At 67.6% G+C, this 22,925-nt stretch carries 22 protein-coding genes; 15 read left to right on the top strand and 7 right to left on the bottom strand.

What is annotated here, in order from left to right; translation table 11 throughout:
• The first annotated feature begins 180 nt into the window (after positions 1–180).
• The 4 genes from AC1REK_RS03035 to AC1REK_RS03050 all read left to right on the top strand — a co-directional run bounded on the left by AC1REK_RS03035 (position 181) and on the right by AC1REK_RS03050 (position 3,698).
• The gene (locus AC1REK_RS03035; RefSeq protein ID WP_492267237.1) at positions 181–1,083 is read left to right on the top strand and encodes an alpha/beta fold hydrolase; all 903 of its coding nucleotides are present in this window, start codon (positions 181–183) and stop codon (positions 1,081–1,083) included.
• Complete coding sequence (locus AC1REK_RS03040; protein WP_066468290.1) at positions 1,080–2,159, top strand: tartrate dehydrogenase; 1,080 nt, start codon at positions 1,080–1,082, stop codon at positions 2,157–2,159. Before AC1REK_RS03035 ends, AC1REK_RS03040 begins: the two co-directional genes overlap by 4 nt.
• A gap of 72 nt (positions 2,160–2,231) precedes the next feature.
• Positions 2,232–2,936 (top strand): TerC family protein, encoded by a 705-nt coding sequence (locus AC1REK_RS03045; protein ID WP_327524183.1) that lies wholly within the window; start codon positions 2,232–2,234, stop codon positions 2,934–2,936.
• Positions 2,937–2,954: 18 nt separating this feature from the next.
• Positions 2,955–3,698, top strand: a complete 744-nt coding sequence (locus AC1REK_RS03050) for a TerC family protein (RefSeq protein ID WP_327524182.1) — start codon at positions 2,955–2,957, stop codon at positions 3,696–3,698.
• Positions 3,699–3,705: 7 nt separating this feature from the next.
• Here AC1REK_RS03050 and AC1REK_RS03055 read toward each other — a convergent pair whose 3' ends face one another.
• Entirely contained in the window at positions 3,706–4,392 is a 687-nt protein-coding gene (locus tag AC1REK_RS03055) for a 4'-phosphopantetheinyl transferase family protein (protein ID WP_492267236.1), read from the bottom strand.
• 56 nt (positions 4,393–4,448) lie between these two features.
• On the opposite strand from AC1REK_RS03055, the gene AC1REK_RS03060 reads away from it, so the two are divergent.
• The 4 genes from AC1REK_RS03060 (at position 4,449) to AC1REK_RS03075 (ending at position 7,525) form a co-directional block, all read left to right on the top strand.
• Positions 4,449–5,180: an AzlC family ABC transporter permease gene (locus AC1REK_RS03060; protein ID WP_327524180.1), complete on the top strand. Its 732-nt coding sequence runs from the start codon at positions 4,449–4,451 to the stop codon at positions 5,178–5,180.
• On the top strand, positions 5,167–5,484 hold the full coding sequence (locus tag AC1REK_RS03065) for an AzlD family protein (RefSeq protein WP_316018578.1): 318 nt from the start codon (positions 5,167–5,169) through the stop codon (positions 5,482–5,484). Before AC1REK_RS03060 ends, AC1REK_RS03065 begins: the two co-directional genes overlap by 14 nt.
• Positions 5,485–5,666: 182 nt before the next feature.
• The gene (locus AC1REK_RS03070) at positions 5,667–6,527 is read left to right on the top strand and encodes a branched-chain amino acid aminotransferase (protein WP_492267235.1); all 861 of its coding nucleotides are present in this window, start codon (positions 5,667–5,669) and stop codon (positions 6,525–6,527) included.
• A gap of 14 nt (positions 6,528–6,541) precedes the next feature.
• Positions 6,542–7,525 carry an NAD(P)H-dependent flavin oxidoreductase gene (locus AC1REK_RS03075; RefSeq protein WP_492267234.1) on the top strand — a complete coding sequence of 328 codons (984 nt, stop codon included), beginning with the start codon at positions 6,542–6,544 and terminating at the stop codon, positions 7,523–7,525.
• A gap of 6 nt (positions 7,526–7,531) precedes the next feature.
• Here AC1REK_RS03075 and murJ read toward each other — a convergent pair whose 3' ends face one another.
• Together murJ and AC1REK_RS03085 are read right to left on the bottom strand one after the other, a co-directional pair.
• Complete coding sequence (gene murJ, locus AC1REK_RS03080; protein WP_492267233.1) at positions 7,532–9,058, bottom strand: murein biosynthesis integral membrane protein MurJ; 1,527 nt, start codon at positions 9,056–9,058, stop codon at positions 7,532–7,534.
• Between the two features lie 111 nt (positions 9,059–9,169).
• Positions 9,170–10,204: a glycosyltransferase family 2 protein gene (locus AC1REK_RS03085; RefSeq protein WP_327524177.1), complete on the bottom strand. Its 1,035-nt coding sequence runs from the start codon at positions 10,202–10,204 to the stop codon at positions 9,170–9,172.
• A gap of 122 nt (positions 10,205–10,326) precedes the next feature.
• Between AC1REK_RS03085 and AC1REK_RS03090 the strand changes: the two genes are divergently transcribed.
• Positions 10,327–11,157, top strand: coding sequence for a ChbG/HpnK family deacetylase (locus tag AC1REK_RS03090; RefSeq protein WP_492267232.1), 831 nt, complete (start codon positions 10,327–10,329; stop codon positions 11,155–11,157).
• A gap of 144 nt (positions 11,158–11,301) precedes the next feature.
• Complete coding sequence (locus tag AC1REK_RS03095) at positions 11,302–12,999, top strand: methyl-accepting chemotaxis protein (RefSeq protein ID WP_492267231.1); 1,698 nt, start codon at positions 11,302–11,304, stop codon at positions 12,997–12,999.
• A 171-nt stretch (positions 13,000–13,170) separates the two neighbouring features.
• On the opposite strand, the gene AC1REK_RS03100 is transcribed toward AC1REK_RS03095, so the two are convergent.
• Positions 13,171–13,770 carry a superoxide dismutase gene (locus AC1REK_RS03100; RefSeq protein ID WP_327524174.1) on the bottom strand — a complete coding sequence of 200 codons (600 nt, stop codon included), beginning with the start codon at positions 13,768–13,770 and terminating at the stop codon, positions 13,171–13,173.
• Between the two features lie 304 nt (positions 13,771–14,074).
• Here AC1REK_RS03100 and AC1REK_RS03105 point away from each other — a divergent pair, with 304 nt between their 5' ends.
• A complete protein-coding gene (locus tag AC1REK_RS03105; protein WP_492267230.1) occupies positions 14,075–15,529 on the top strand; it encodes a hypothetical protein in 1,455 nt (484 codons plus the stop codon).
• 88 nt (positions 15,530–15,617) lie between these two features.
• On the opposite strand, the gene AC1REK_RS03110 is transcribed toward AC1REK_RS03105, so the two are convergent.
• Entirely contained in the window at positions 15,618–17,759 is a 2,142-nt protein-coding gene (locus tag AC1REK_RS03110) for a S9 family peptidase (RefSeq protein ID WP_492267229.1), read from the bottom strand.
• A gap of 419 nt (positions 17,760–18,178) precedes the next feature.
• Here AC1REK_RS03110 and AC1REK_RS03115 point away from each other — a divergent pair, with 419 nt between their 5' ends.
• The 3 genes from AC1REK_RS03115 (at position 18,179) to AC1REK_RS03125 (ending at position 19,966) form a co-directional block, all read left to right on the top strand.
• Positions 18,179–18,595, top strand: coding sequence for a Ros/MucR family transcriptional regulator (locus AC1REK_RS03115; RefSeq protein WP_316018568.1), 417 nt, complete (start codon positions 18,179–18,181; stop codon positions 18,593–18,595).
• Between the two features lie 226 nt (positions 18,596–18,821).
• A complete protein-coding gene (locus tag AC1REK_RS03120) occupies positions 18,822–19,181 on the top strand; it encodes a helix-turn-helix domain-containing protein (RefSeq protein WP_316018567.1) in 360 nt (119 codons plus the stop codon).
• Positions 19,178–19,966: a DUF6456 domain-containing protein gene (locus tag AC1REK_RS03125; protein ID WP_492267228.1), complete on the top strand. Its 789-nt coding sequence runs from the start codon at positions 19,178–19,180 to the stop codon at positions 19,964–19,966. Before AC1REK_RS03120 ends, AC1REK_RS03125 begins: the two co-directional genes overlap by 4 nt.
• A 7-nt stretch (positions 19,967–19,973) precedes the next feature.
• Here the strand turns inward: AC1REK_RS03125 and AC1REK_RS03130 are convergent, their stop codons facing one another.
• Complete coding sequence (locus AC1REK_RS03130; protein ID WP_492267227.1) at positions 19,974–20,399, bottom strand: SufE family protein; 426 nt, start codon at positions 20,397–20,399, stop codon at positions 19,974–19,976.
• An 84-nt stretch (positions 20,400–20,483) separates the two neighbouring features.
• Entirely contained in the window at positions 20,484–20,771 is a 288-nt protein-coding gene (locus AC1REK_RS03135) for a hypothetical protein (protein ID WP_327524169.1), read from the bottom strand.
• 345 nt (positions 20,772–21,116) lie between these two features.
• Here AC1REK_RS03135 and AC1REK_RS03140 point away from each other — a divergent pair, with 345 nt between their 5' ends.
• Positions 21,117–22,922 carry a PAS domain-containing sensor histidine kinase gene (locus AC1REK_RS03140; protein ID WP_492267226.1) on the top strand — a complete coding sequence of 602 codons (1,806 nt, stop codon included), beginning with the start codon at positions 21,117–21,119 and terminating at the stop codon, positions 22,920–22,922.
• The last annotated feature ends 3 nt before the right edge of the window (positions 22,923–22,925 follow it).

A 22,925-nucleotide genomic window follows, 5' to 3' on the forward strand; every position in this document is an offset into this window, starting at 1 on the left:
GCCTTCGGGCGCCTTTTTTGTTGCAAGGAATCGAGGCCCGCGGCCCACCTCACTTTGTGAGCTGTTTCCGGCCAGGTGCCGCCGGGTCATCGTTATTGATCATAATTATGAAATAATCGGCGCACGAAATCGTTTGAAAATCCGGCTATCGGCTCAGATTGTTGCAATCTGCGAGGCTGGATGTCCGTCACCGAGCTCCCCGTCGAAGACAATCTCTTCCCCGGTTTCCGGCTGCTCGACGTCGCGACCTCCGGCGCGCGCATCCGCGTGCGTGTGGGCGGGGAGGGGCCGCCCCTGCTTTTGCTCCATGGCTATCCGCAGACGCACATCATGTGGCGGCGTATCGCCCCGGCGCTGGCGCAGCGCTTCACGCTCGTCTGCCCGGACCTGCGCGGCTACGGCGATTCCGGGAAGCCGCCGACCTCCGCCGATCATTCCCCCTATTCGAAGCGCGCCATGGCGCAGGACATGGCCGAGCTCATGAGCGCGCTCGGGCATCAACGCTTCTTCGTCGGTTCGCATGATCGCGGCGCCCGCGTCGGGCACCGGCTGGCGCTCGACCATGCCGAGCGCGTGCTGAAGCTCGCGACCCTCGACATCGCGCCGACGCGGGAGATGTATCGCGACACCAGCGACGCTTTCGCCCGTGCCTATTGGCACTGGTTCTTCCTGATCCAGCCGGCGCCGATGCCCGAAAACATGATCGGCGCCGATCCCGAGTTCTACTGGACGAGCCGCCGCGCCTCGGACATGCGGCTGTTCGAGCCCGCGGCGCTTGCCGAGTATCTCCGCTGCTTCCGCGATCCCGCGATGATCCATGCCAGCTGTGAGGATTACCGCGCGGCGGCGACGATCGATATCGCCCATGACGACGCCGACGGCGGCAGGAAGCTCGACTGTCCCATGCTGGCGCTCTGGGGCGATCGCGGAGCCGTCGGCAAGTGCTTCGACGTGCTCGCGCTCTGGCGTGAGCGGGCTGTGGATGTGCGTGGGAAGGCATTGCCCGGCGGGCACTATCTGGCCGAAGAGATTCCTGATCTCGTCGCCGCAGAATTTGCCGCGTTTTTTGGAGAAGTCGCATGAGCCGGACCAATCGCGTCTACCGCATCGCCGTCATCGCCGGTGACGGCATCGGCAAGGAGGTGATGCCCGAGGGGCTGCGCGTGCTCGAAGCGGCCTCGAAGAAGTACGGTTTCGAGCTGCGGCTCGACGAGTTCGACTTCTCCTCCTGCGACTACTACGCCAAGCACGGCAAGATGCTGCCGGACGACTGGAAGGAAAAGATCGGCGGCCATGACGCGATCTATTTCGGCGCCGTCGGCATGCCCGCCCAGGTGCCGGACCATGTCTCGCTTTGGGGCTCGCTGCTGCTCTTCCGCCGCGAGTTCGACCAGTACGTCAATCTGCGCCCCGTGCGCCTGATGCCGGGCGTGCCCGGCCCGCTCGCCAATCGCAAGCCCGGCGATATCGACTTCTTCGTCGTCCGCGAGAACACCGAGGGCGAATACTCCTCGGTCGGCGGGCGCATGTTCGCCGGCACCGAGCGCGAGATCGTCATGCAGGAGACGGTGATGAGCCGTGTCGGCGTCGACCGCGTGCTGAAATACGCCTTCGAACTGGCCCAGCGTCGGCCGCGCAAGAAGCTGACCTCGGCGACCAAGTCGAACGGCATCTCGATCACCATGCCGTACTGGGACGAGCGGGTGAAGGAGATGGCGAAGAACTATCCGGGCGTCGCCGTCGAGCAGTACCATATTGACATCCTGACCGCGCATTTCGTGCTGAACCCGGACCGTTTCGACGTCGTCGTCGCCTCCAACCTGTTCGGCGACATCCTCTCGGATCTCGGCCCGGCCTGCACCGGCACGATCGGCATCGCCCCCTCCGGCAACATCAACCCGACCGGCGATCATCCCTCGCTGTTCGAGCCGGTCCATGGCTCGGCTCCGGACATCTATGGCCAGGGCATCGCCAATCCCGTCGGCATGATCTGGTCGGGCGCGATGATGCTCGACCATCTCGGCGAGACCGAAGCCGCCAAGGGGATCGAGGCCGCGATCGAACGTGCTCTCGGCGACGAGCGCACCCGCACCCGCGACCTCGGCGGCAAGCTCGGCACCGAGGCTGCCGGCAAGGCGATCGAGCAGGCGCTGGGTTGACGACACGGCCGGCGCACGGCCACAAACTCCGGCCGGCGCCGGATAAGACGTAAGACTTAGGGAGGCGACAAAGTGCCCGATCTGACGTTTTCGCTGCTTGAACCGGCGCTCTGGGGCAAGCTCTTCGAGATCATCGCGCTCAATATCGTGTTGTCGGGAGACAATGCGGTGGTGATCGCGCTCGCCTGCCGGGCGCTCGCGCCCGAACAGCGTGCCAAGGGCATCGCGCTCGGCGCGGGCGTCGCGGTTCTGCTCCGCGTCGTCTTCACGGTGCTGATCGCCTCCCTCCTGAACATGCCGTTCCTGCATATCATCGGCGCGGCCCTGCTCGTCTGGATCGCGGTCAAGCTCGTCATCGAAGACGGCGAGAGCGACGAGAACGCGGTCGCCGCCAGCAGCAAGCTCTGGAAGGCGGTGCAGACCGTCGCCATCGCCGACATCGTGATGAGCCTCGACAACGTGCTCGCCATTGCGGCGGTGGCCAAGGACTCGATCCCGCTGCTGATCGGCGGGCTGATCATCTCGATCCCGCTGATCGTGCTCGGCGCCTCGCTGATCACAAATCTCCTCTCGCGTTTCCCGATCCTGGTCTGGGCCGGGGCCGGCCTTCTCGGCTGGGTCGCGGGCGAGATGTTCGAATCCGACCCCTGGCTGATCGGCAAGCTCGGCGACACGCTGGCCCATCAGCTCGAATACCCCGCAGCCATCCTTGGGGCCCTGCTCGTGCTCGGCCTCGGCTATTTCCTCAAGCAACGCCGGCCAGATCCGGCCCTCTGAACAGGGACTGACCGACCTATGGATTTCGCATCTTCCGCATTCTGGACTTCACTGCTCCAGATCATCTGGATCGACCTGCTGCTTTCCGGCGACAATGCGGTCGTGATCGCGCTCGCGGTCCGCTCGCTGCCGGAGAAGCAGCGCAAGGTCGGCATCTGGCTCGGCGCCGGCGCTGCCGTCGGCCTGCGCATCATCTTCGCGGTGATCGTCAGCTACCTGCTCAACGTCCCCTTCCTGAAGGTGGTGGGCGCGCTCCTGCTGTTCTGGATCGCGATCAAGCTCGCCAAGGGCGAGGAGGAGGCGCATGGCGAGGTCGCGGCCAGTGACAATCTCTGGAAGGCGGTGCGTACCATCGCCATCGCCGACGCGGTGATGAGCCTCGACAACGTGCTGGCGATCGCCGCTGCGGCGCGCGGCCATTTCGAGCTCTTCGTCTTCGGCCTGCTGCTCACCATTCCGCTGATCATCTTCGGCGCCCGCATGCTCTCGAGCATTCTGGAGCGCTTCCCGATCCTGATCTGGCTCGGCGCCGCGCTGCTCGGCTGGATCGCCGGCGAGATGCTGCTCTCCGACATCGCCGTGCTGCAGTGGCTGCAGACCGCCATTCCGAGCTGGGTGGCGAGCGTGCCGGTCACCGACACCAACCCGGTTGGTCTGGCTCCGGCGAAGGTGCCGTTCTACTCGGCGGCGGTCATCGGCGCGGCTTTCGTCGTCGGCGTCGCCTACATGCTGAAGAAGAAGCCGGTGAACCAGCCCGGCTGAGCCTCGCTCACGCGAGCTGAATGAACGCGGCGGCCATGGTTCCATGGCCGCCGTTTTTTATGGTGCGGCCGACGCCCTCGGCCTGCGCGCCGGGCCTTTCAGGATCTTGGACCGAAAAGCCGTCAAGTCCTGCAAGCCTGACCTCGAAGCTGTCCGGCGCGCGCCGGAAGCCGGTGCCGAGCGCCTTCACATAGGCTTCCTTGGCGCTCCACAATTGCGCGAAGGCCAGCGGCCGGGCCGGCGGCGGCAGCGCAAGAAGCGCTGCCTGCTCGGCGGGATGCAGCGCCGCGAGCGGCGGCTGCGAGGCCAAGTCGACCTGCTCGACATCGACGCCGACCGGGCCATGAGCCAGGGCCAGCGCCACCAGTCCCACGCGCGTTGCCAGCGAGAGATGCAAGCCGCTGCCAAACGGCGCAGCGATCAGCGGCCGCCCGCCGGGCTCGTGCTCGACCCTCACGGCGTCCGGCTCAAGGTTGAACTGTGCGGCGAGAACGATGCGCGCTAGCCCGCGCCGCAGCGCCGAGCGCTCCGTCAGGGTGGCCGGACGGTGGTCGGTCGCAACGAGCCAGACCGCCGGCAGCGCCGCGGCGCGTTGGTCGGGGGAGGAGAGCCAGAGCATGCGCAGTTCTAGACGCGATCCGCCGGCCTGTCGTGACGGGAGGGTGGTTTGCGACCCGCCTTGCGCTGCATTCATGCGCCGGCCGCGTCGCCACCATTGACGCCGGCCCGCCGACCCGCTTCGAAAAGCCCATGTCCCATCCGGAAACTCCTTCCGCATCCGCCGCCCAGGCGCAGCTGACTCTCGCCGGCATGGCGCTCGGCCTGCGCCGGGTTTCCGTGCTGCTGCCCGGCATCGTCGTCTTTGCGGTCGCCTTCGGTGCCGCGGCCTCGGCCAAGGGGCTGAGCCTGTTGGAAGCGCTGCTGATGAGCGCGCTGGTCTATGCCGGCGTCGCCCAGCTCGTCGCCATGGAGCTGTGGCGTCCCGAATGGACCTGGGGAGCGATCGCCGGGCTGGCCTTCGTCACCGCGACGGTCAATGCCCGCTCGATCCTGCAGGGAGCCTCGCTGCAACCCTGGTTCGCGCGCTATCCGCGGTTGGTCAACGCCTTCCAGCTCTTCGTCTTCACCGACGCCAACTGGCTGATCGGCACGCGCTACCGGGCCGAGGGCGGCAATGATCTCGGCGTCGTCCTGGGTGCCGGCCTCTGCCTGTGGATCGTCTGGCTCCTCGCCACCATCCCCGGCTTCCTGCTCGGCTCGCTCGTCGCCGATCCCCGCCAATACGGTATCGACCTCGTCATGCCGATCTTCTTCGCGGCGATGATCGTGCCGCTCTGGCGCGGCCGCCGGGCGGCGCTGCCCTGGGTGATCGCAGGCGTGGTCGCCCTCGTCGTCGCCAAGCTGGTCGACGGCTATGCCTTCATCATCATCGGCGCGCTTTCGGGCGCCCTTGCCGGGGCCTTTCTCGATGACGCTGCCTGATCCCGGCGCCTGGGGGCCCTATCTCGCCATCCTCGCGATGGCGCTGGCGACCTATCTCTGCCGCATCTCCGGCGTGGTGCTGATGGGCTTCGTGCCGCTGACGCCGCGTGTGCGGCGCGGGCTCGCTGCGCTGCCGGGCTCGATCGTCTTCGCCACCGTGCTGCCGCTGATCGAGCGCCTCGGACTGGCCGCGGGCCTGGCGCTGGTCGCCGCGATCTGCAGCATGGTCCTGCGGCGCAGCGAATTGCTGGCGCTGCTCGTCGGCATGGCCACGGTCTCGCTGGCGCGCGCCTTCGGCCTCTGAGCGGCAGCTACGGGCGGGATGCCGAGCAGGCTGCGCGGATTTGCACCTCACATCGTGACCCATCACCGGTTACGATCGGAGCCATCACATCATTCGTTCGTCGCGTCCGGGACCGCGTGTTGACGCCACGGGGGCAGGGGCAGACGGTGCGGGTCAACAAGACTGACAGATCGGAGCGCCTTATGGCCTGGTATTCGCAAACCTGGAGCTGGTTCGAAGGGGAGTGGCACGAAGGCAACCCCGGCATCATGGGACCGCGCTCCCATGCGAGCTGGCTGTCCTCGACCGTCTTCGACGGCGCCCGCCATTTCGACGGCGTTACCCCCGACATGGACAAGCATGCCGCGCGCGTGAACCGCTCCGCCGACGCGCTCGGTCTGAAGGCGACCGTCTCGGCCGAGGAGATCATCGCGCGCACCGCCGAGGGCGTGAAGAAGTTCGCTCCGGGCACCGCGATCTACGTCAAGCCAATGTACTGGGCCGACGCCGACGGCCTCTCGACCATCATGGCCGATCCGGACTCGACCAAGTTCTGCCTGTGCCTGTTCGAGGCGGCGATGGGCGATCCCGGCAAGGGCTTCTCGGTGACCAAGGGCGCCTATCGCCGCCCGACCATGGAGACCATGCCGACCGATTCCAAGGCCGGCTGCCTCTACCCCAACAATGCCCGCATCCTGCGCGAGGCCAAGGGCCGCGGCTTCGACAATGCGCTGGTGCTCGACATGCTCGGCAACGTCGCCGAGACCGGCACCTCCAACATCTTCCTCACCAAGGACGGCGTGGTGAAGACGCCGGTTCCGAACGGCACCTTCCTCAATGGCATCACCCGCCAGCGCGTCATCTCGCTGCTGCGCGGCGCCGGCGTGCCGGTCGAGGAGACCAGCCTGAGCTATGCCGATTTCGAGCAGGCCGACGAGATCTTCTCCTCGGGCAACTACTCGAAGGTGATGCCGATCTACCGGATCGACGACCGTCAGGTTCAGCCCGGCCCGATGTTCCGCAAGGCGCGCGAACTCTACATGGACTTCGCCCACTCCAAGTAACCGGGGTTCCTCGCATGGCCCGTCTCGCCACCCGCCTGACCGAGCGCTTCGGCATCGAGCATCCGATCCTCTCGGCGCCGATGGCACTCGCTGCCGGCGGGGCGCTGGCGGCGGCGGTGACGCGGGCCGGCGGGCTCGGCCTGATAGGCGGCGGCTATGGCGATGGCGACTGGCTGAGGACGCAGTATGAGGCGGCCGGCAACACGCGCACCGGCTGCGGCTTCATCACCTGGTCGCTGGCGAAGCAACCGCATCTGCTCGGCGAGGTGCTCGCCCATCGCCCGGCGGCGCTGATGCTCTCCTTCGGCGATCCCGCGCCCTTCGCGGGCGAGATCGCCGCGGCCGGCATTCCGCTGATCTGCCAGTGCCAGAGCATCGGGCATGTCAGGGTGGCGCTGGCGGCCGGCGCCTCGGTCATCGTCGCGCAGGGTGCCGAGGCCGGCGGCCATGGCCATGCCCGCGCGACGCTGCCCTTCGTTCCCGAGGTCGCCGACCTCCTCGCCCGCGAGAGCCCGGACACTTTGCTGCTGGCCGCCGGCGGCATCGCCGATGGCCGGGGCCTCGCTGCGGCGCTGATGCTGGGCGCCGATGGCGTGCTCGTCGGTACCCGCTTCTGGGCGAGCCGTGAGGCGCTCGTCCACCAGAACCACCAGGCCGCGGCCATCGCCGCGACCGGTGATCAGACCGTGCGCTCCTCGCTGCCCGACATCGCTCGCCGGCTCGATTGGCCAAAACCCTTCGACATCCGCGTCGGCGACAATGCCTTCATTGCCAAATGGCGCGGCCGCGACGCCGAATTGCTGGCGGCGGCCGAAATCGAGGGACCGGCCTATCGCGAGGCCTTCATGGCCGGCGATCCTGATAGGGCCGCCGCGATCTATGGCGAGGCGGCCGGGCTGATTACGGATGTGCCGCCGGCCGCCGAGATCGTCGCGCGCGTGGTCGCGGAAGCGGCCGAGCAGTTGCGCCGCGGCGCCGGCATCGTTGCCGAAGGCTGAGCAGCGTCAGCGCAGCAGCCGCAGCAACCCCGTTAGCTTCAGCCCACCTAGCGCGAGGACGGCGTAGAGCGCCGCCGCAAGCAGGCTGAGTACGCCGAGCGCCAGCAGCTTCGGCTCGAAGGCGAAACCGGCAAGCGCCGTCTGGAGGGGCTGCGCCAGCAGGCGCGCGGCAATGCCGGCACAGGCGGCGGCAACCGCAACGATCAGGATCAGGCCCGGAAGCTTGCGATCGGGCCGGGTCCAGTCGCGCCGCAAAGCGAGCACGAACAGCGCTCCGACATTGATCCAGGCGCCGGCAGCGGTTGCGAGCGCGAGGCCGGGCGCGCCGAGATCGCGCCAGAGCAACAACTTCAGCGCGACATTGGCGGCGATCGCGGCGAGCGAGACGATCATCGGCGTCGTCGTGTCGCCGCGCGCCTGGAAGCTCGAGACCTGCGAACGGATCAGCACGATCGCCGGCAGGCCGATCGCATAGGCGAAGAGCACGGCGCCCGACGCCTGGCTCGCGGCTGCGTCGAAGCGGCCGCGCTCGAACAGGGCGGCGACGATCAGCTCGGGGATTGCGATGAAGGCGGCGGCGAAAGGCGCTGCGGCGAAGATCGTCAGCGCGATCGCCCGATTCTGCGCCTTGTCGGCCTTGGCCTCGTCGCCGGCGGCGATGGCACGGCTCATCGTCGGCAGCAGCACCGTGCCGACGCCGATGGCGATGACGCCGATCGGCAGCTGGTAGAGCCGCTCGGCATAGTAGAGCGCGGCATAGGCGCCGGCCGGCAGCAGCGAGGCGATAATCGTGTCGGCGAAGATCGCGATCTGGACGCCGGCCGAGCCGATCACAGCCGGTCCGAGCGCCTTGAGGAAGCGCTTGACCTCGCTATCGAGCCGCGGCCGCGTCAGTGCCGCCGAAACGCCTTCCCGCCGGGCGGCGAGCCAGAGCAGCAGCCATTCCAGCACGCCGGCGGCGGCGACACCCCAGGCTGCTGCATGCGCCGCGCTCGGGAACAGGAAGGCGACGGCGAGCGCGCCGATCAGGCTGACATTGAGCAGGATCGGCGCTGCGGCGGCTGCGGCGAAGCGGTCGACCGCGTTGAGATTGGCCGAGAGCAGCGTCACCAGCGTGATGAACAGGAGATAGGGAAACGTGATCCGGGTCAGCGCCACCGCGAGGTCGAAGCGCTGGGGATCGCCGACGAAACCGGGCGCGAGCAGGCGCACCAGCTCCGGCATGAAGGGCAGAGCGAGCCCCAGGATCAGCAGCTGGACGATCAGGTTCAGCGTGAAAACACGGTCCGAAAAATGCTGCGCCGCCGCCGCGCCCGACTTCTCGCGGATGCGGGCGAAGGCCGGGATATAGGCCTGGTTGAAGGCGCCTTCGCCGAAGATGGCGCGGAAATGATTGGGCAGGCGCAGCGCCACCGAGAACGCGTCCATCAGCGGCCCGGCGCCGAGAACGGCGGCGAGCACGATGTCGCGGGCGAAGCCGGAGACGCGCGAGAGCAGCGTGAAGCCGCTGACCGAAAGGATTTTTTTCAGCATCGAATGGCGGCTCGTCTCTCCCGCCTCGTCATCTCGGCGCTCCCGCTGACATGACGTCGACGATCATGCGGCAAGCGATGCCGTCGCCGGCGGCGATTGTCCAGTCCGGGACTAGCGGATCAGCGGCGGCAGGGCGTCGCCGCGCGGATGGACGCTGTCGAGCTTCTCGAAGCCAATGCGCTCGCCGACGAGATAGAGCGGCCGGCGTTTCACCTCGGCGAAGATGCGCCCGACATATTCGCCGATCAGGCCCAGCGAGATCAGCTGGATGCCCGAGAAGAACATGATCGAGACGATCAGCGACGGGAAGCCGGGCAGGTCGGTGCCGAAGAGCAGGGTGCGCACCGCGAAGAACAGCGCCGTCCCGGCGGCGATGATGGCGATGAGCACGCCGAGCCAGGTCGCGATCTTCAGCGGCACGGTCGAGAACGAGGACAATCCGTCGAAGGCGAAGCTGAACAGCTTGCGGAAGCGGAACTTGGTCTGGCCATGGGCGCGCTCGGCGACCTCGAACGGCACGCCGGTGGCCGGGAAGCCGACCCAGGCATAGAGGCCCTTGGAGAAGCGGGCCCGCTCGGGCAGCGCCCGCAGCGCCTCGACCACCCTGCGGTCGAGCAGGCGGAAATCGCCGGCACCCTCCGGCAGCTCGGTCTCGCCGAAGCTGGCGAACAGCCTGTAGAAGGCCTTGGCGAAGCCGCGCTTCAGCCGGCCTTCGCCCTCGCGGTCGGTGCGCTGGCCATAGACGTTGAGGAAGCCCTCGCGCCATTTCGCCAGGAAGACGGGAATGGTCTCCGGCGGATGCTGCAGGTCGGCATCCATGATCACCACGGCGTCGCCGCTGGCATGGTCGAGCCCCGCGGCGATCGCGATCTCCTTGCCGAAATTCCGGCTGAAGGAGATGGCATTGATGCGCGGATCGGCTTCGTGCAGCAGGCGCAGCACCGAAAGCGTGCCGTCCCGGCTGCCATCGTCGACGCAGACGATCTCCCAGGAGGCGACGCAGCCATCGAGCACGCTCTTGAGGCGCTCGACCAGCAGCGGCAGGTTGTCGGCTTCGTCATGGACGGGAACGACGACGGAAAGCTCAGGCCGCCGTGGCTGGGCGGCGGGATTGGCCGAGGCGGCGAGGGGCTGCGTGGCAGACAAGGCTTTGACGACCTCAGCGCGTGGGATAGGGGTGGCGTCGTGATGGTGCGGACCGGGACGCGCACCGGCTCCGCCGGCGGCTACTTACATCACGCTCGATGAACGAGGGACAACAGACCGTCATGACCCGCGGTTTCGTGCTCTGCGCCGATGATTTCGCCATGACGGTGGGCGTTAGCCGTTCGATCCTCGAGCTGCTCGCGCAGGGCAGACTCTCCGCCACCGGCGCGATGACGAACCGGCCGCATTGGCGCCCGCTCGCGGGAGAGCTCGCGGCCTTCTCCGGCAAAGCCGATCTCGGCCTGCATTTCAACCTGACCAGCGGTGCGCCGCTCGCGGCCATGCCGATCCTCGCTCCGGGCGGGAGCCTGCCGAAACTGGGCGGTCTGTCGCGGCTGGCGCTGGGCTCGGCGGCGGCGCGTCGCGAGATCGCCGCCGAACTTGCCCGCCAGCTCGACGCTTTCGAGGACGCGCTCGGGCGCGCGCCCGACTTCGTCGACGGCCACCAGCACGTCCATGTGCTGCCCGGCGTTCGTCGCGCCGTGCTCGACGCCATCGCGGCCCGCTATCCGCGGGGCTCGGTCTATCTGCGCGATCCCGCGGATTCGGTTACGGCGATCCGAGCTCGCGGCGTCGCCGTCGGCAAGGCGCTGGTCATCGCCGGTCTCGCCTCCGGGCTGCGCCCGGCCGCGGCGCGGCGCGGAATCCCGCTCAATCATGGCTTCTCCGGTGTGTCGCCTTTCGATCCAACGCGCGATTTCGCCGCCGATCTGCCGCGCTTCCTGAAGCGGCCGGGGCCGGCCCATCTGGTGATGTGCCATCCCGGTTTCATCGACGACGAATTGCGCGCGCTCGACCCGGTCATCGGATCCCGGCCGGTCGAGCATGCCGCGCTCCTGGCCTTCGTCCCGCCGCCCGGCCTGCGCCTCGCCCGCTTTCGCGAACTCGGCTGAGATCGGCATTGTTGCACGCAATAATTGTAAAATCCCGACAAGGCGTCGCAATCGAAAATTTACCCTGTTCTGTCATCTTTCCCGCCAGCGGTCTGGCTGCGCCAGCACGGCCGCGTCGGCTGCGCCCGCAAGGAAAAGAGCAAGATGAGCTGGTTCAAGCTGCGGGCGGAGAAACCGCAGGCCACGCCACCCGCAGGGGACCCATCCGAGGAAGCTTCGGGCTCGCTCAGCAGACAGATCGCCGGTGCCGCGGTCGCGATCGTCGCGATAGCCATTGTCATCGTGGTCATCGCCGTCACACGCTACAATGACGGCAAGACGCGCAGCGATCTCGAGCAGAAGATGAATTCGCTGACCGCGATGGTGGTCAACGCCGCGCCGGCCCTGATCCTCTCCCGGGACACCACGACGCTCAGCTACATCCTGGAATCGCTGAAGCGAGACCCCGACTTCGCTGCGGGCATCGTCGCCGACGACGTGGTGGCGCTCGCCACCGCCGGCCGGGACGAGGATGCGCGGCTCTCGCTGACGCCGAACAACCTCGCCAGGGCGTTGGGGCGCGAGCCATGGGATGCGCTCGGCGCGCACAGCCCGCTCCAGCTCGAGGACAAGATCTACCTCACCAAGCTCCTCGTCGTGCGGGTCGGTGGTCACCAGAAGCAGATCGGCTATGTCGCGCTGCGTTTCGACAAGAGCCGCCTCGTCGCTCGCGCGGCCCGCGAGCAGCTCGTGACGATCGCGCTCGGGCTGGGCCTTCTTCTCGTCCTTGGTCCGCTGCTCTGGTTCTCGCTGTCGCGCACCATGAAGCCGCTGAAGAGCATGACGCAGGCGATCGTCAGCATCTCCGACGGCAAGCTCGACACGCCGATCGACGCGACCGGACGCCGTGACGAGATCGGCGCGATCGCCCGCGCCCTCGGCGTCCTCAAGCTGCGCCTCGGAGAGCGCGCCACGCTGCAGGAGCAGCAGTTCGTGACCGAGACCGAGCGCCGCCAGCGCCAGCAGCATGTCGACGAGGCGATCGCGATGTTTCGCGGCGAGGTCGGCATCGCGCTCGAAGCGTTCAAGAGCAACGCCGACCGGATGGGTGAGGCCTCGGGCGGGCTTGCGCAGGTTGCAGCCGAGTCCTCCGAGCGCGCCGCCCGCGCCGCGCAGACCTCGCAGGGCGCTTCCGCCAATGTCGAGAGTGCCGCCCAGGCCGCCGAGGAAATGGGGGCGGCGATCCGCGAGGTCGAGTCGCAGGTTCGCCGCGTCCGTACCGAGATCGTCGAGGCGGCCTCTGCCTCGCGCGATACGGCCGGGTCGGTGCATGCGCTGGATGAGACCGCCCGCGCCATCGGCGAAGTCGTCAACCTGATCCGCGACATTGCCGCCCAGACCAATCTGCTCGCGCTCAATGCCACTATCGAGGCCGCCCGGGCCGGAGAGGCGGGGCGCGGCTTCGCCGTCGTCGCCGCCGAGGTGAAGAGCCTCGCTTCCCAGACCGCCGATGCAACCGACCGCATAGTCGCCCAGGTCAGCGCTATCCAGGGCGCGACGGGGGAGGTCGTCGGCGCGATCCAGAACATCGCCAGCCGCATGGGCGCCATCGAGAGCTTCGCCAACGCGGTCGCGACCACGGTCGAGCAGCAGGCGATCGCCACCGGGGAGATCGCCAGCGGCGTCGCCATGGCGAGCACTTCCGCCCTGTCGGTTTCGAGCGACCTTTGCGTGCTGGCTGACAGCGTCGAGGAAACCGGCCGTTCGGCGGAGCAGGTTCGCCACGCCGCCGGCGAGGTCTCGGCCCAGGCGATGCGGCTCGATTCGACTGTTGACCAGTTCCTCAAGCGCGTTGCCGTCTAGAGCGTCCCGAGCTTCTCTGAAGCGCGGGACGCTCTAGCTCTTTGTTTTATCGCATTGTCTTCACGCGAACCGGTATCCACTTCGCTCGAAAATGCTCTAAAGGCCGGCCGCTTCGGAAACGAAAACGGGGCCCGCGAGGGCCCCGTTCCGTTTTGATCGCTTCTGGCCGGATCAGGCCTTGGCGCCGTCATAGAGCTCGGCGACGTACTCCCAGTTCACCAGGCTCTCGAGGAAGGCCTTGAGATAGTCGGGCCGGCGGTTGCGGTAGTCGATGTAGTAGGAGTGCTCCCAGACGTCGACGCCGAGGATCGGGGTCGCGCCATGGACGAGCGGGCTCTCGCCGTTCGGGGTCTTGCTGACGGCGAGCTTGCCGCCCTTGACCTCGAGCCAGGCCCAGCCCGAACCGAACTGGCCGACGCCGGCGGCGACGAAGTCTTCCTTAAACTTGTCGACCGAGCCGAACGAATCGACGATCGCCTTCTCGAGCGCGCCCGGCAGCTTGCCGCCGCCATTCGGCTTCATCCACTTCCAGAAATGCAGGTGGTTGTAGTGCTGGCCGGCATTGTTGAAGACAGCCGGGTTCTTGCCGTACGAGGTCTTGACGATCTCCTCGAGCGACTTGCCCTCGAACTCGGTGCCCTTGATCGCATTGTTGCCGTTGTTGACATAGGCAAGGTGATGCTTGTCGTGGTGGTACTCCAGCGTCTCCTTCGACATGAAGGGCTGCAGCGCATCATGGGCATAGGGAAGATCGGGCAGGGTAAAGGACATAGGGCCTCTCCTTGGGGCTGTCGAAATCGCGACGTGAGAATGGCTGCAATGATGTATCGCTAGAGCCGTCAGGCCCGGCGGAACGTCCGCCATTCCCCCGTTAGTTAAGCCGCGAAGGCGGCAGCGGCAACCGGCAAGCGGAGAGATCGTGGCAGCGCGGGTGCGGCTTGACTTGGGCTTTGCGGTGCGCAGCTCCGCTCGCTTGGTTGGCAATAACCGGCTGTATCGATAGTTTAACCATGAGGCGGCAAGCTGTCGCAGGACTCTGCCGTCTCGAAGGAGCGAGCGTTTGGTCAAGTTGTTCGTGGTTCTCGGGCTCGCCCTGTTGGTTGGCGGCGCCTATGCCATCTTCGATGGCTGGCCCTATCGGGTCTTGGAGCGGGGGTTCACCGAGGTCATCCTCGGCGCGCTTTCATTCGCGGCCGGTCTGCTCATGCTGTCCGCGGCGGCGATCCTCGCCGAAATCCGCAGGCTGAAGGCGCTGGTCGCCGGCGCAATGACGGCGGTCGCGCTCGGCGGCGGACGCTCCGGCGAGCCGGCTCTTGTTCCTGTCTCCGCGCCCGTCCTTCCGCGCGACGAGCCTCCGGCTGCGACGCCGGGCCTCGGGACTGCGGCCGTTGCCACCGGCGCCGGAGCCATCGCGCTCGGTGGAGCGCTCGCTGGTCTGTCGAAGCCCGAAAAGTCCGAAAAGTCCGATAAGTCCGCCGATGACGGCGAGGATGCAGTGGAGGTTGCCGAGCCGGCTGGCCCCACGCTGTCACGGGACGAGGAAAAAGCCGCGCCGGCCGTCGCAGTGGCCGAGCCTGAGCCTGAGCCTAGCGCAGGGCACGACGACTGGCTGCTGCCGCCTGCTTCATGGCGGGACCCCCAGCCGCAGGGCGAGGACGACGCTACCGAGAAGGTCGAGCCCGACTTCTTCGAGGCTGCGCTGCTGCCGACGCCGCCCGTGGAGCCAGAGTCCGCACAGCGCGAGACGCTGGTGGAACATGGCTCCGAGGCTGACGCAGAGCCCGAACCCGAATCCGAGCCCGTCTCGGAGGACCAGGCGGAGCTGGCGTTCGAGCCGTCTTCCGAAGTGCCGGAAGACGAGGTGAACCCGGGCGACACGGCAAAGGAGTCCGCGCGCGAACCGGGTCCGATGTGGTGGCCGCAGGTCGACCGGGCCGCCGACGAGCCCAAGCAGGAGAAGGCCGGGCATGATTTCGACGACTTCAGCGCGCTGCGCGAGCAGCTGAACGACGCGCTCGCGACGCCCGGGAGGGTCCCCGAGGTCGAGCCGCCAAAGCGCTCGCTCGATGCGGTCAGCAGCTGGATGGCGCCGCGCGCCTGGCCGCCGGTGACCCAGCCGCGCAGCAGCGACGTGCTGGATGCCCTCGAAGAGCCGGCCGCCGCCGCTGCGGGCGAGGTTCCTCCGCTCGTCGAAGATCTACCCGACGTGACGCTCGAGCCGGCGCCGTCCGCCGAGGACGAGCCGGCCATCGCGGCCGAGCCGGAAGCGCAAGAGGACGCTGCCGAAGCAGAAGCGCAGGAGCCCGCGCCTGCGGAAGCCGAGGCGCCCGCCCGCGCTGCCGACAAGCCTTCCGCTTCCAATGAAGGCGTCGTCGGCGCCTACCAGGTCGGCGAGACGCATTTCACCATCTACGCCGATGGCTCGATCCAGGCGCGTACGCCCGACGGCGATTATGTCTTCGGCTCGATGGACGAGCTCAAGACCTATCTCGCCAGCGAGAAGAGCCGGCTCGAATCCGGGCCCCGCTGAGCGTCGGGCCCGGCGACACTGCCGCTGGGCGATTGGCCGGCCTCAGCGCCTGCGTGGCCCGGGGAGGGCACGTCAGGCAGGCGTCGGGCTATGCCTGCCGCTGCCAGCCGCCATTCGCCGCCGTGATCGCGAAGGCGTAGGCGAGCGCCGTTTCCTTCAGCGAGTCGAAGCGGCCTGCCGAGCCGGCGTGCCCGGCCTCCATATTGGTATGCAGCAGCACCGGCCCGCCGCCGGTCATGGTCGCGCGCAGGCGCGCCACCCATTTCGCCGGCTCCCAATAGGTGACGCGCGGATCGGTCAGCCCGCCCATGGCGAGGATCGGGGGATAGGCCTGGGCCCGCACATTGTCATAGGGCGAATAGGCCTTGATCCAGTGGAACGCCGCCTCGTCGCGGATCGGGTCGCCCCATTCAGGCCATTCCATCGGCGTCAGCGGCAGGCTCTCGTCGAGGATGGTGTTGAGCACGTCGACGAAGGGCACTTCGGCAATGATGCCGGATAACAGATCGGGCGCGAGATTGGCGACGGCGCCCATCAGCATGCCGCCGGCGCTGCCGCCCTGCGCCACGATGTGCCCGCGCGAGGTATAGCCCTCCGCCGCCAGCATCTCGCCGGCCGCGATGAAGTCGGTGAAGCTGTTCGGCTTGTTCTCGCGCTTGCCGTCGAGATACCAGCGCCAGCCTTTGTCGGTGCCGCCGCGGATATGGGCGATGGCATAGACGAAGCCGCGATCGACGAGGCTCAAGGGGCGGGTTCGGAACGAAGCCGACATCGCCGAGCCATAGGAGCCGTAGCCATAGAGCAGGCAGGGCGCCGAGCCGTCGAGCACGAGGCCGCGCTTGTGCAGCAACGAGACCGGCACCTTGGCGCCGTCCTTCGCGGTGGCGAAGATCCGACGCACGACATAGGCGTCCGGATCATGGCCGGAGGGCACTTCCTGTCGCTTGAGCAAGGTGCGTGTGCCCGAGCTCATGTCGAAATCGAAGGTCTCGGCCGGGCGCGCCATCGAGGCATAGATGAAGCGGATCTTGTCGGTGTCGAATTCGTATCCGGCATCCATGCCGAGGCCATAGGCTTCCTCGGGGAAGGCGATCGTGCTCTCGGCCCCGCTGGCGAGGTCCCGGATCACCAGGCGCGGCAGGCCGTCCTCGCGCTCCAGGCGCAGCAGGCGGCCGCGCAGGCACAGGTGATTGAGGATCAGCCGGCCGGGCTTGTGCGGCACGAGATCGACCCAGCGCTCCGGCGAGGGATCGTCGAGCGGCGCCCGCGCGATCTTGAAGTCCTCGGCACCGTCGGCATTGGTCAGGATCAGCAGCTCTTCGCCATGGTGCTCGATCGCATATTGCCGCCCGGTCTGGCGCGCGGCGACGAGCCGAGGCTGGCCGTCCACCGCCGCAAGGTCGACGATGCGGACCTCGGAGGTTTCGTGGTCGCTGCTCGAGATCAGCAGGTAGCGATGCGACTGCGTCTCGTCGATGTCGACGAACAGGCCCGGATCGGTTTCCTCGTAGAGCAGCTCGTCGTCGCCTTGGGATGTGCCGAGCCGATGGCGCAGCACACGCGTCGGCCGGTGATCGGCATCGAGCGCGACATAGACGAAGGCGCTGGCATCTTGCGTCCAGATCACCTCGCCGCTGGTGTCGCGGATCTCGTCGGGCAGGTCCTTCCCGCTCGCAAGGTCGCGCACGCGGATCAGGTAGAGTTCGGAGCCGGCCTCGTCGGCGCTCCAGGCGAGCAGATGATGGTCGGGGCTGTGCGTGGCATCGCCGAGGTCGAAGAACTCCTTGCCTTCGGCGAGGCTGTCGGCGTCGAGCATGATCTGCTCGCGGCCGGGCTTGCCGGCGCTATTCCCTGTAGCTTTGCCCTTGCCCTGGCGCGGCTTGCGGCAGATCAACGGATGCTCGCCGCCGCGCCGGTAGCGCTGATAGTAGAGGAACGGACCGTCGGGCTGCGGCAATTCGCTGTCGTCTTCCTTGATCCGCCCGCGCATTTCCTTGACGAGTTCACGCTGCAGCGCCTTGGTCGGCTTCATCAGCCGCTCGCACCAGGCGTTCTCCGCCTCGATATAGGCGCGAATGTCGGCAGGCAGGACCGCCGGGTCGCGCAGCACGTCGCGCCAGTTCTCCGCCTTCAGCCAGGCATAGTCGTCGGTGAGGGGGACGCCGTGCACTGTCCGATGCTGCGGGCGCGCTTCGGCGCGGGGCGGGGTAGCAGTGGCTTTTCCAGGCATGGTCCGTCTCGAAGCGCGGCGTTGCGGTCATTCGCCGCGTCGTTGCTCGATATCGGGACGTTGCGGCAGGTCCCGGACTCGTAGAGCCGCGCAAAAGGGCTGGCAAGACAACCATTCCGCGTGGCCATTCGCGCCATTGCACATTCTGGTCGAGCCGCTGCACATTCTGGTTACCATGCCGATTGCAAGAAGCGCCAATACTGGGCATGAATAAACGTATTCGAAATGATCACTGCCACTTGCGATGTCATCTTTGTTGGATTAGACGATTGCACGACTGATCCGTTTTGCACGATTCTATGTCCGGCAGAATTCGACCTGCTGCCGGTGCAGGTTCCGGCAGGCGTTCGCGCCACGTAAACAGAGCGGGCACAGTCACCGATACGCCCGGTTCAAAAAAACAACGGAGCAACGCCGCCATGGCTGATCACGACGGTTCGGACTTTATCGAGCTTACAGCAGATATCGTTTCCGCCTACGTCTCGAACAATTCGGTTCCAGCCTCGGAATTGCCGGCGCTGATCAACGACGTCCATGCGGCTCTGAGCCGCGTCGTTGGCGGTGCAGCCCCAGTCGTCCCGGCCGAAGCGCCGAAGCCCGCGATCGCGGTCAAGAAGTCGATTACGGCCGACTTCCTGATCTGCCTGGAGGACGGCAAGAAGTTCAAGTCGCTGAAGCGGCATCTGCGTACGCAGTACAACATGTCCCCCGAGCAGTACCGCGAGAAGTGGGGTCTGCCGCCCGACTATCCGATGGTCGCGCCGAACTATGCCGAGGCGCGCTCGCAGCTCGCCAAGAAGATGGGCCTCGGCCAGCAGCGCCGCAAGCGCCGCTGAGGGAGCCTGCCGCGAGCCATCGCGCAGAAGCGGATTCCGTCAAGGGATTCATGTCGAGCCGCCGGCTGTGCCGGCGGCTTTGTCGTTTGGAGCGCCCCTGCCAGGATATGGCAGGAGGATATCCCCGGCCTTGCTGGCGCCCTTGAAAATCCGGAAATAGGAATATAGTCCTGTGTTCGTTGTCCCCGATCGCGCCAGACGATCGCAATGTGGAAGTGAACATATCATGAACATTGAATTCGCCAATGGGCCCGATCCCTTGTCCCGCAGCGCCGGGGCGAGGCTCGCCGAGGCGGCCGTCTGTGCGGCGCTCTGCCTGCCGCCGGCCGCGCTGCGGCAAGGCCGGCGCGGCGTGAGCCGCGTCGCCTTCGGCCGGCAGATCGCGATGTACCTCACCCATGTCAGCTTCGGGCTGAACTTCAGCCAGGTCGGTCTCACCTTCGGTCGCGACCGGACGACCGTGCGCCATGCCTGTGCGCTGGTCGAAGATCGGCGCAGCGAGCCCGGTTTCGAGCTCGCGCTCGTGGCACTGGAGGCTGCGCTGGCGCTGAGACATCGGTCGCTGGCGCCGGAGGCGGGCCGATGAGCGCGGGCGCTGTCGCCGAGGCGGCTCCGGAGCGCCTGCTGCAACACCTTCGGCAGGCTGGGGCGTTCGCTGCGGAATCTCCCTTCGGCTGCGGCCGCATCGCGCTCTATCGGACCGTGGGCGCGGCGACCCTCGGAGCCGGGTACGCGCCGCCCGAACAGGCGGCGGCACTGGTCGAGGCTGGTCTCGCCGTCTGGCTTGGTAGCGGCAAGGCACGCCGCCTGCAGCTTGCCGAAACCCGCCCCGTCGCCATGACCGATGTGATGATCGAGGGCGAAGTGCGGAAAGTCGCCCTGAACGAGCGCGAAAGCCCGCTGCTCTGGCTGCACCGTCGGCCTGGCAGGGACGGCAGGCCGCAGATCTCGGCCGCGGAATTCGCCGCCGGCGAGCGCTTCCGGGCCGACCTCACGCTGGCGCAGATGCTGCCGCGCGTGACCGTGAACTGGGATGCCGGGCTGGCTGCGGGAACTCATGCCTCGTCGCATGGCCCGGCCAGCGCCTCGGATGCCAGCCTGGCGGCGCGCCAGCGTATTCGACAGGCCTGCAAGCGCCTCGGCCCCGAGCTGTCCGGGCTCGCGATCGACGTCTGCGGCTTCCTCAAGGGGCTGGACGAGGTCGAGCGCGAGCGAGGTTGGCCTTCGCGCTCGGGCAAGGTCGTGCTGCGCCTGGCTCTGGCGGCCTTGGCCGAACACTACGGCCTGGCGCGCAAGGTCGGCCGCCATCCCGTCGCGCACTACGCCTGGCAGGCCGTGGATGCCCGTCCGGTGTTTCCTTCGCCGGGCTGAAGCTTGGTCAGGCGAGGGCGGCGCGGGCGTCGCTCTTGATCCGCTCGATCATCGAGCGCACCCCGTTCGAGCGCTGTGGCGTGAGATGGGCGGCAAGGCCCAGTCGCTCATAGATGCCGAAGGCGTCGGTTGCCAGGATTTCGGCGGCGCTGCGACCGGAGTGGATCGCCAGCGCCAGCGCTACCAGGCCGCGCACGATATGGGCATCGCTGTCGCCGCGGAAATGCAGCAGGGTCGCCTCGCCGGGTCCACCCTCACGCGTCGTCTCGAGCCAGACCTGGCTCGCGCAGCCACGGACCTTGTTGGCGTCGCTATAGGCTTCCTGCGGCAGCGGCGCGAGCGTGCGTCCGAGCTCGATCAGGTAGCGGTAGCGATCGTCCCATTCGTCCAGGACCTCGAAATTGGCAATGATCTCGTCGAGGTTTTCGCTCATCGGCCGTCGCTCACCTTGCAGGCCGCCGGCGGGGGAGGCGGTCTGGCCGGCTGTCTTCGGCGCGCGGCCCTTCGAGGTCAAGCGTCAGCGCTGCGACGTTTGCGCCTCGCCATTGCGGCTCGTCGCGGCGGCCGCCGCCAGCGCCAGCACCCGGGCGCGTGTCTCGGGCTCAAGCCCGGCCAGCACCTCGGCCGCCTCGCGCAGGCTGGTCGCGCCTTGCAGCACCGCCTTGGGGTCGATCTGCGCCAGCACGGAGATGGCGGCCTTCGCATCGAAAGGCGCAGCCTCCGGCTCGCTCTTCGTGCCATGCACCGGCGAGTACATGGCGATCGCCCCGATCAGGGCCATGCTTCGCAATAGATAGGCCATCATCGTCCCCGTCGCTAGCGCGGGGCGTCCCGGCCCCGACGTTGCGACCTTAGAACACGGGTCGAAACATCGGGTGTGCCGGACGGTCGCAATTTGAATCAAAGACCGTGTTTGCTCTTCAGTTTCCATTCACCTTGCTGGCAACAAGCGAAACCTCGGAGAATTTTGGCTGATGAGAGCTAGGTGATTGAAAATAAAAGATATAAATCTCGCTTCCCTTACGCCCGTCGCCGCTAGGTGGGCTTTCGCCTTAAGTCCCGCTTAAATGCGGGCCGCGAGGATCGCTCCCAACAAGGCCCGGCTTTTCGTCGCCGGCCGGCAGAGGTTGAGCGTTTGCGGTTCTCCAGCATGATGACGGCGGTCAGGGCGCAGGTCGCGGCGATGGTTCATCCATCGGCGCTGCCGAATTCGCTCGAACGCATGCGGCATGAGCGCTTCATGCTGACCCGCCTGGCGATCGGCGCCGGCGGGCTCAGCCTGGTGCCGGCCTATATCGCCTGGCGCGGCCGCCTCGATTCGTTCGAGACCCTGGTGCTGGTGGCTGTCGGGCTGCCGCTGCTGGCGGTTTTCGTGCTGTCGCGCACCGGCCGTCTCGACGCCGCACATTGCATTTCCGCGGCGGCGCTGACGCTTCTCATCGTGGCGCTTGCCTGCATGACCGGTGGCGCGACCTCGCCACTGCTGCTTTGGCTCGCCGCTGTCCCGGCGCAGGCGATGTTCTTGGGCTCGCGGCCCTATGTTGCGCGTGCCAGTGCCCTCGCCGCGATCGGGCTCGGCAGCGTCGTCGCGCTCCAGGGCTGGGGTGTTGTGGGCGAGCCCACGCCCTGGATTGTCGCGGCGATGCCGCTCTTTGCCGCCGTCGCGATCCTGCACGCGCTGCTGATCGCCGCGGCCTTTCTGCGCCGGCGCGATGACGAGGTGCGCGAGCACCGCGCCTCGGATGCCCGCGCCCGCCTGATGCTGGAGCATGTCGGCGACCTCGTGACGTGGCACGATCTGGGCGGCGCCGTCGTCTTCGCCAATGAGGCGGCGCGTGCCCTGACCGGCTCCGAGCCGCCGCAACTCCACGGCAAGGGCCTGTTCGAGCGCGTCCACATCGCCGATCGCCCGCTCTTCCTCAAGGCGCTCAGTGATGCCGCCCATGGACCGGGGCGGGCCAGTGCCTGCTTCCGCGTGCTGTTCATCGCCAATCGTCCCGGCGAGCCCGCGGGCGTGCCGACCGTGCGCTGGCTCGAGCTCAATGCCCGGCGGATCGATCAGGCGGGTGCGCGCTTCGGTGCGGCCGTGGTCTGCGTCACCCGCGATGTCACCGACCGCCGCGTCCATGACGAGGAGCGCGAGCGGCACCATGCCGAGGCCGTCAGGGCGAGCGACGTCAAGGGCCAGTTCCTCGCGACCGTCAGCCATGAGCTGCGCACGCCGCTGAACGCCATCATCGGCTTTTCGGAGATGCTCAGCGGAGACCTCGCCAGCGGCCTCGACGCCGAGCGCCGCAAGGAATACGCGACGATCATCCATGATTCCGGGCACCATCTGCTCGACGTCGTCAACACGCTGCTCGACGTCTCCAAGATCGAGAGCGGGGCGATGACCATCGAGCAGGCGCCGCTCGATGTCGCCAAGCTCGCCGAGGATTGCTGCTCCCTGGTCGCGCTCAAGGCCCAGTCCGGCCAGGTCACGCTGGAGCGCGTGCTCGGTCCCGACCTGCCGCCGCTGCTCGGCGATCGACGCGCCCTCAAGCAGGTGATGCTCAACCTGCTCTCGAATGCGGTGAAATTCACCCGCCCCGGTGGCCGCGTGACCCTCGCCGTCGTGCGCGATGGCGGCATGATCGACCTCTCGATCTCCGATACCGGCATCGGTATCGCCGCAGCGGATTTGCCGCGGCTGGGTGATCCCTTCTTCCAGGCCAAGTCCTCCTATGATCGTGCCTATGACGGCACCGGTCTCGGACTCTCCGTCGTGCGCGGGCTCGTCGGCCTGCATGGCGGCACCCTCAGCATCGAGAGTGCGCCCGGCGTCGGCACCCGCGTCGCCGTTCGCCTGCCGCTGGCCGGCATCGCCGCCGCCTGCGAGCCGGTCCGCATCGCCACCCATGCCCGCGCCCCGCGCCGCGGTCTTGAAACCAAGCAGCCCTTTCGCCTGACCGCCTGATCG

It is taken from the genome of Allobosea sp. GW823-FHT02B03 (assembly GCF_058797755.1).

Coding starts and splice junctions, on each gene's coding strand:
- AC1REK_RS03035 (WP_492267237.1), top strand. CDS start 181: ATGTCCGTCACCGAGCTCCCCGTCGAAGACAATCTCTTCCCCGGTTTC.
- AC1REK_RS03040 (WP_066468290.1), top strand. CDS start 1,080: ATGAGCCGGACCAATCGCGTCTACCGCATCGCCGTCATCGCCGGTGAC.
- AC1REK_RS03050 (WP_327524182.1), top strand. CDS start 2,955: ATGGATTTCGCATCTTCCGCATTCTGGACTTCACTGCTCCAGATCATC.
- AC1REK_RS03055 (WP_492267236.1), bottom strand. CDS start 4,392: ATGAATGCAGCGCAAGGCGGGTCGCAAACCACCCTCCCGTCACGACAG.
- AC1REK_RS03060 (WP_327524180.1), top strand. CDS start 4,449: ATGTCCCATCCGGAAACTCCTTCCGCATCCGCCGCCCAGGCGCAGCTG.
- AC1REK_RS03065 (WP_316018578.1), top strand. CDS start 5,167: ATGACGCTGCCTGATCCCGGCGCCTGGGGGCCCTATCTCGCCATCCTC.
- AC1REK_RS03070 (WP_492267235.1), top strand. CDS start 5,667: ATGGCCTGGTATTCGCAAACCTGGAGCTGGTTCGAAGGGGAGTGGCAC.
- AC1REK_RS03075 (WP_492267234.1), top strand. CDS start 6,542: ATGGCCCGTCTCGCCACCCGCCTGACCGAGCGCTTCGGCATCGAGCAT.
- murJ (WP_492267233.1), bottom strand. CDS start 9,058: ATGCTGAAAAAAATCCTTTCGGTCAGCGGCTTCACGCTGCTCTCGCGC.
- AC1REK_RS03090 (WP_492267232.1), top strand. CDS start 10,327: ATGACCCGCGGTTTCGTGCTCTGCGCCGATGATTTCGCCATGACGGTG.
- AC1REK_RS03095 (WP_492267231.1), top strand. CDS start 11,302: ATGAGCTGGTTCAAGCTGCGGGCGGAGAAACCGCAGGCCACGCCACCC.
- AC1REK_RS03100 (WP_327524174.1), bottom strand. CDS start 13,770: ATGTCCTTTACCCTGCCCGATCTTCCCTATGCCCATGATGCGCTGCAG.
- AC1REK_RS03110 (WP_492267229.1), bottom strand. CDS start 17,759: ATGCCTGGAAAAGCCACTGCTACCCCGCCCCGCGCCGAAGCGCGCCCG.
- AC1REK_RS03115 (WP_316018568.1), top strand. CDS start 18,179: ATGGCTGATCACGACGGTTCGGACTTTATCGAGCTTACAGCAGATATC.
- AC1REK_RS03120 (WP_316018567.1), top strand. CDS start 18,822: ATGAACATTGAATTCGCCAATGGGCCCGATCCCTTGTCCCGCAGCGCC.
- AC1REK_RS03125 (WP_492267228.1), top strand. CDS start 19,178: ATGAGCGCGGGCGCTGTCGCCGAGGCGGCTCCGGAGCGCCTGCTGCAA.
- AC1REK_RS03130 (WP_492267227.1), bottom strand. CDS start 20,399: ATGAGCGAAAACCTCGACGAGATCATTGCCAATTTCGAGGTCCTGGAC.
- AC1REK_RS03135 (WP_327524169.1), bottom strand. CDS start 20,771: ATGATGGCCTATCTATTGCGAAGCATGGCCCTGATCGGGGCGATCGCC.
- AC1REK_RS03140 (WP_492267226.1), top strand. CDS start 21,117: ATGATGACGGCGGTCAGGGCGCAGGTCGCGGCGATGGTTCATCCATCG.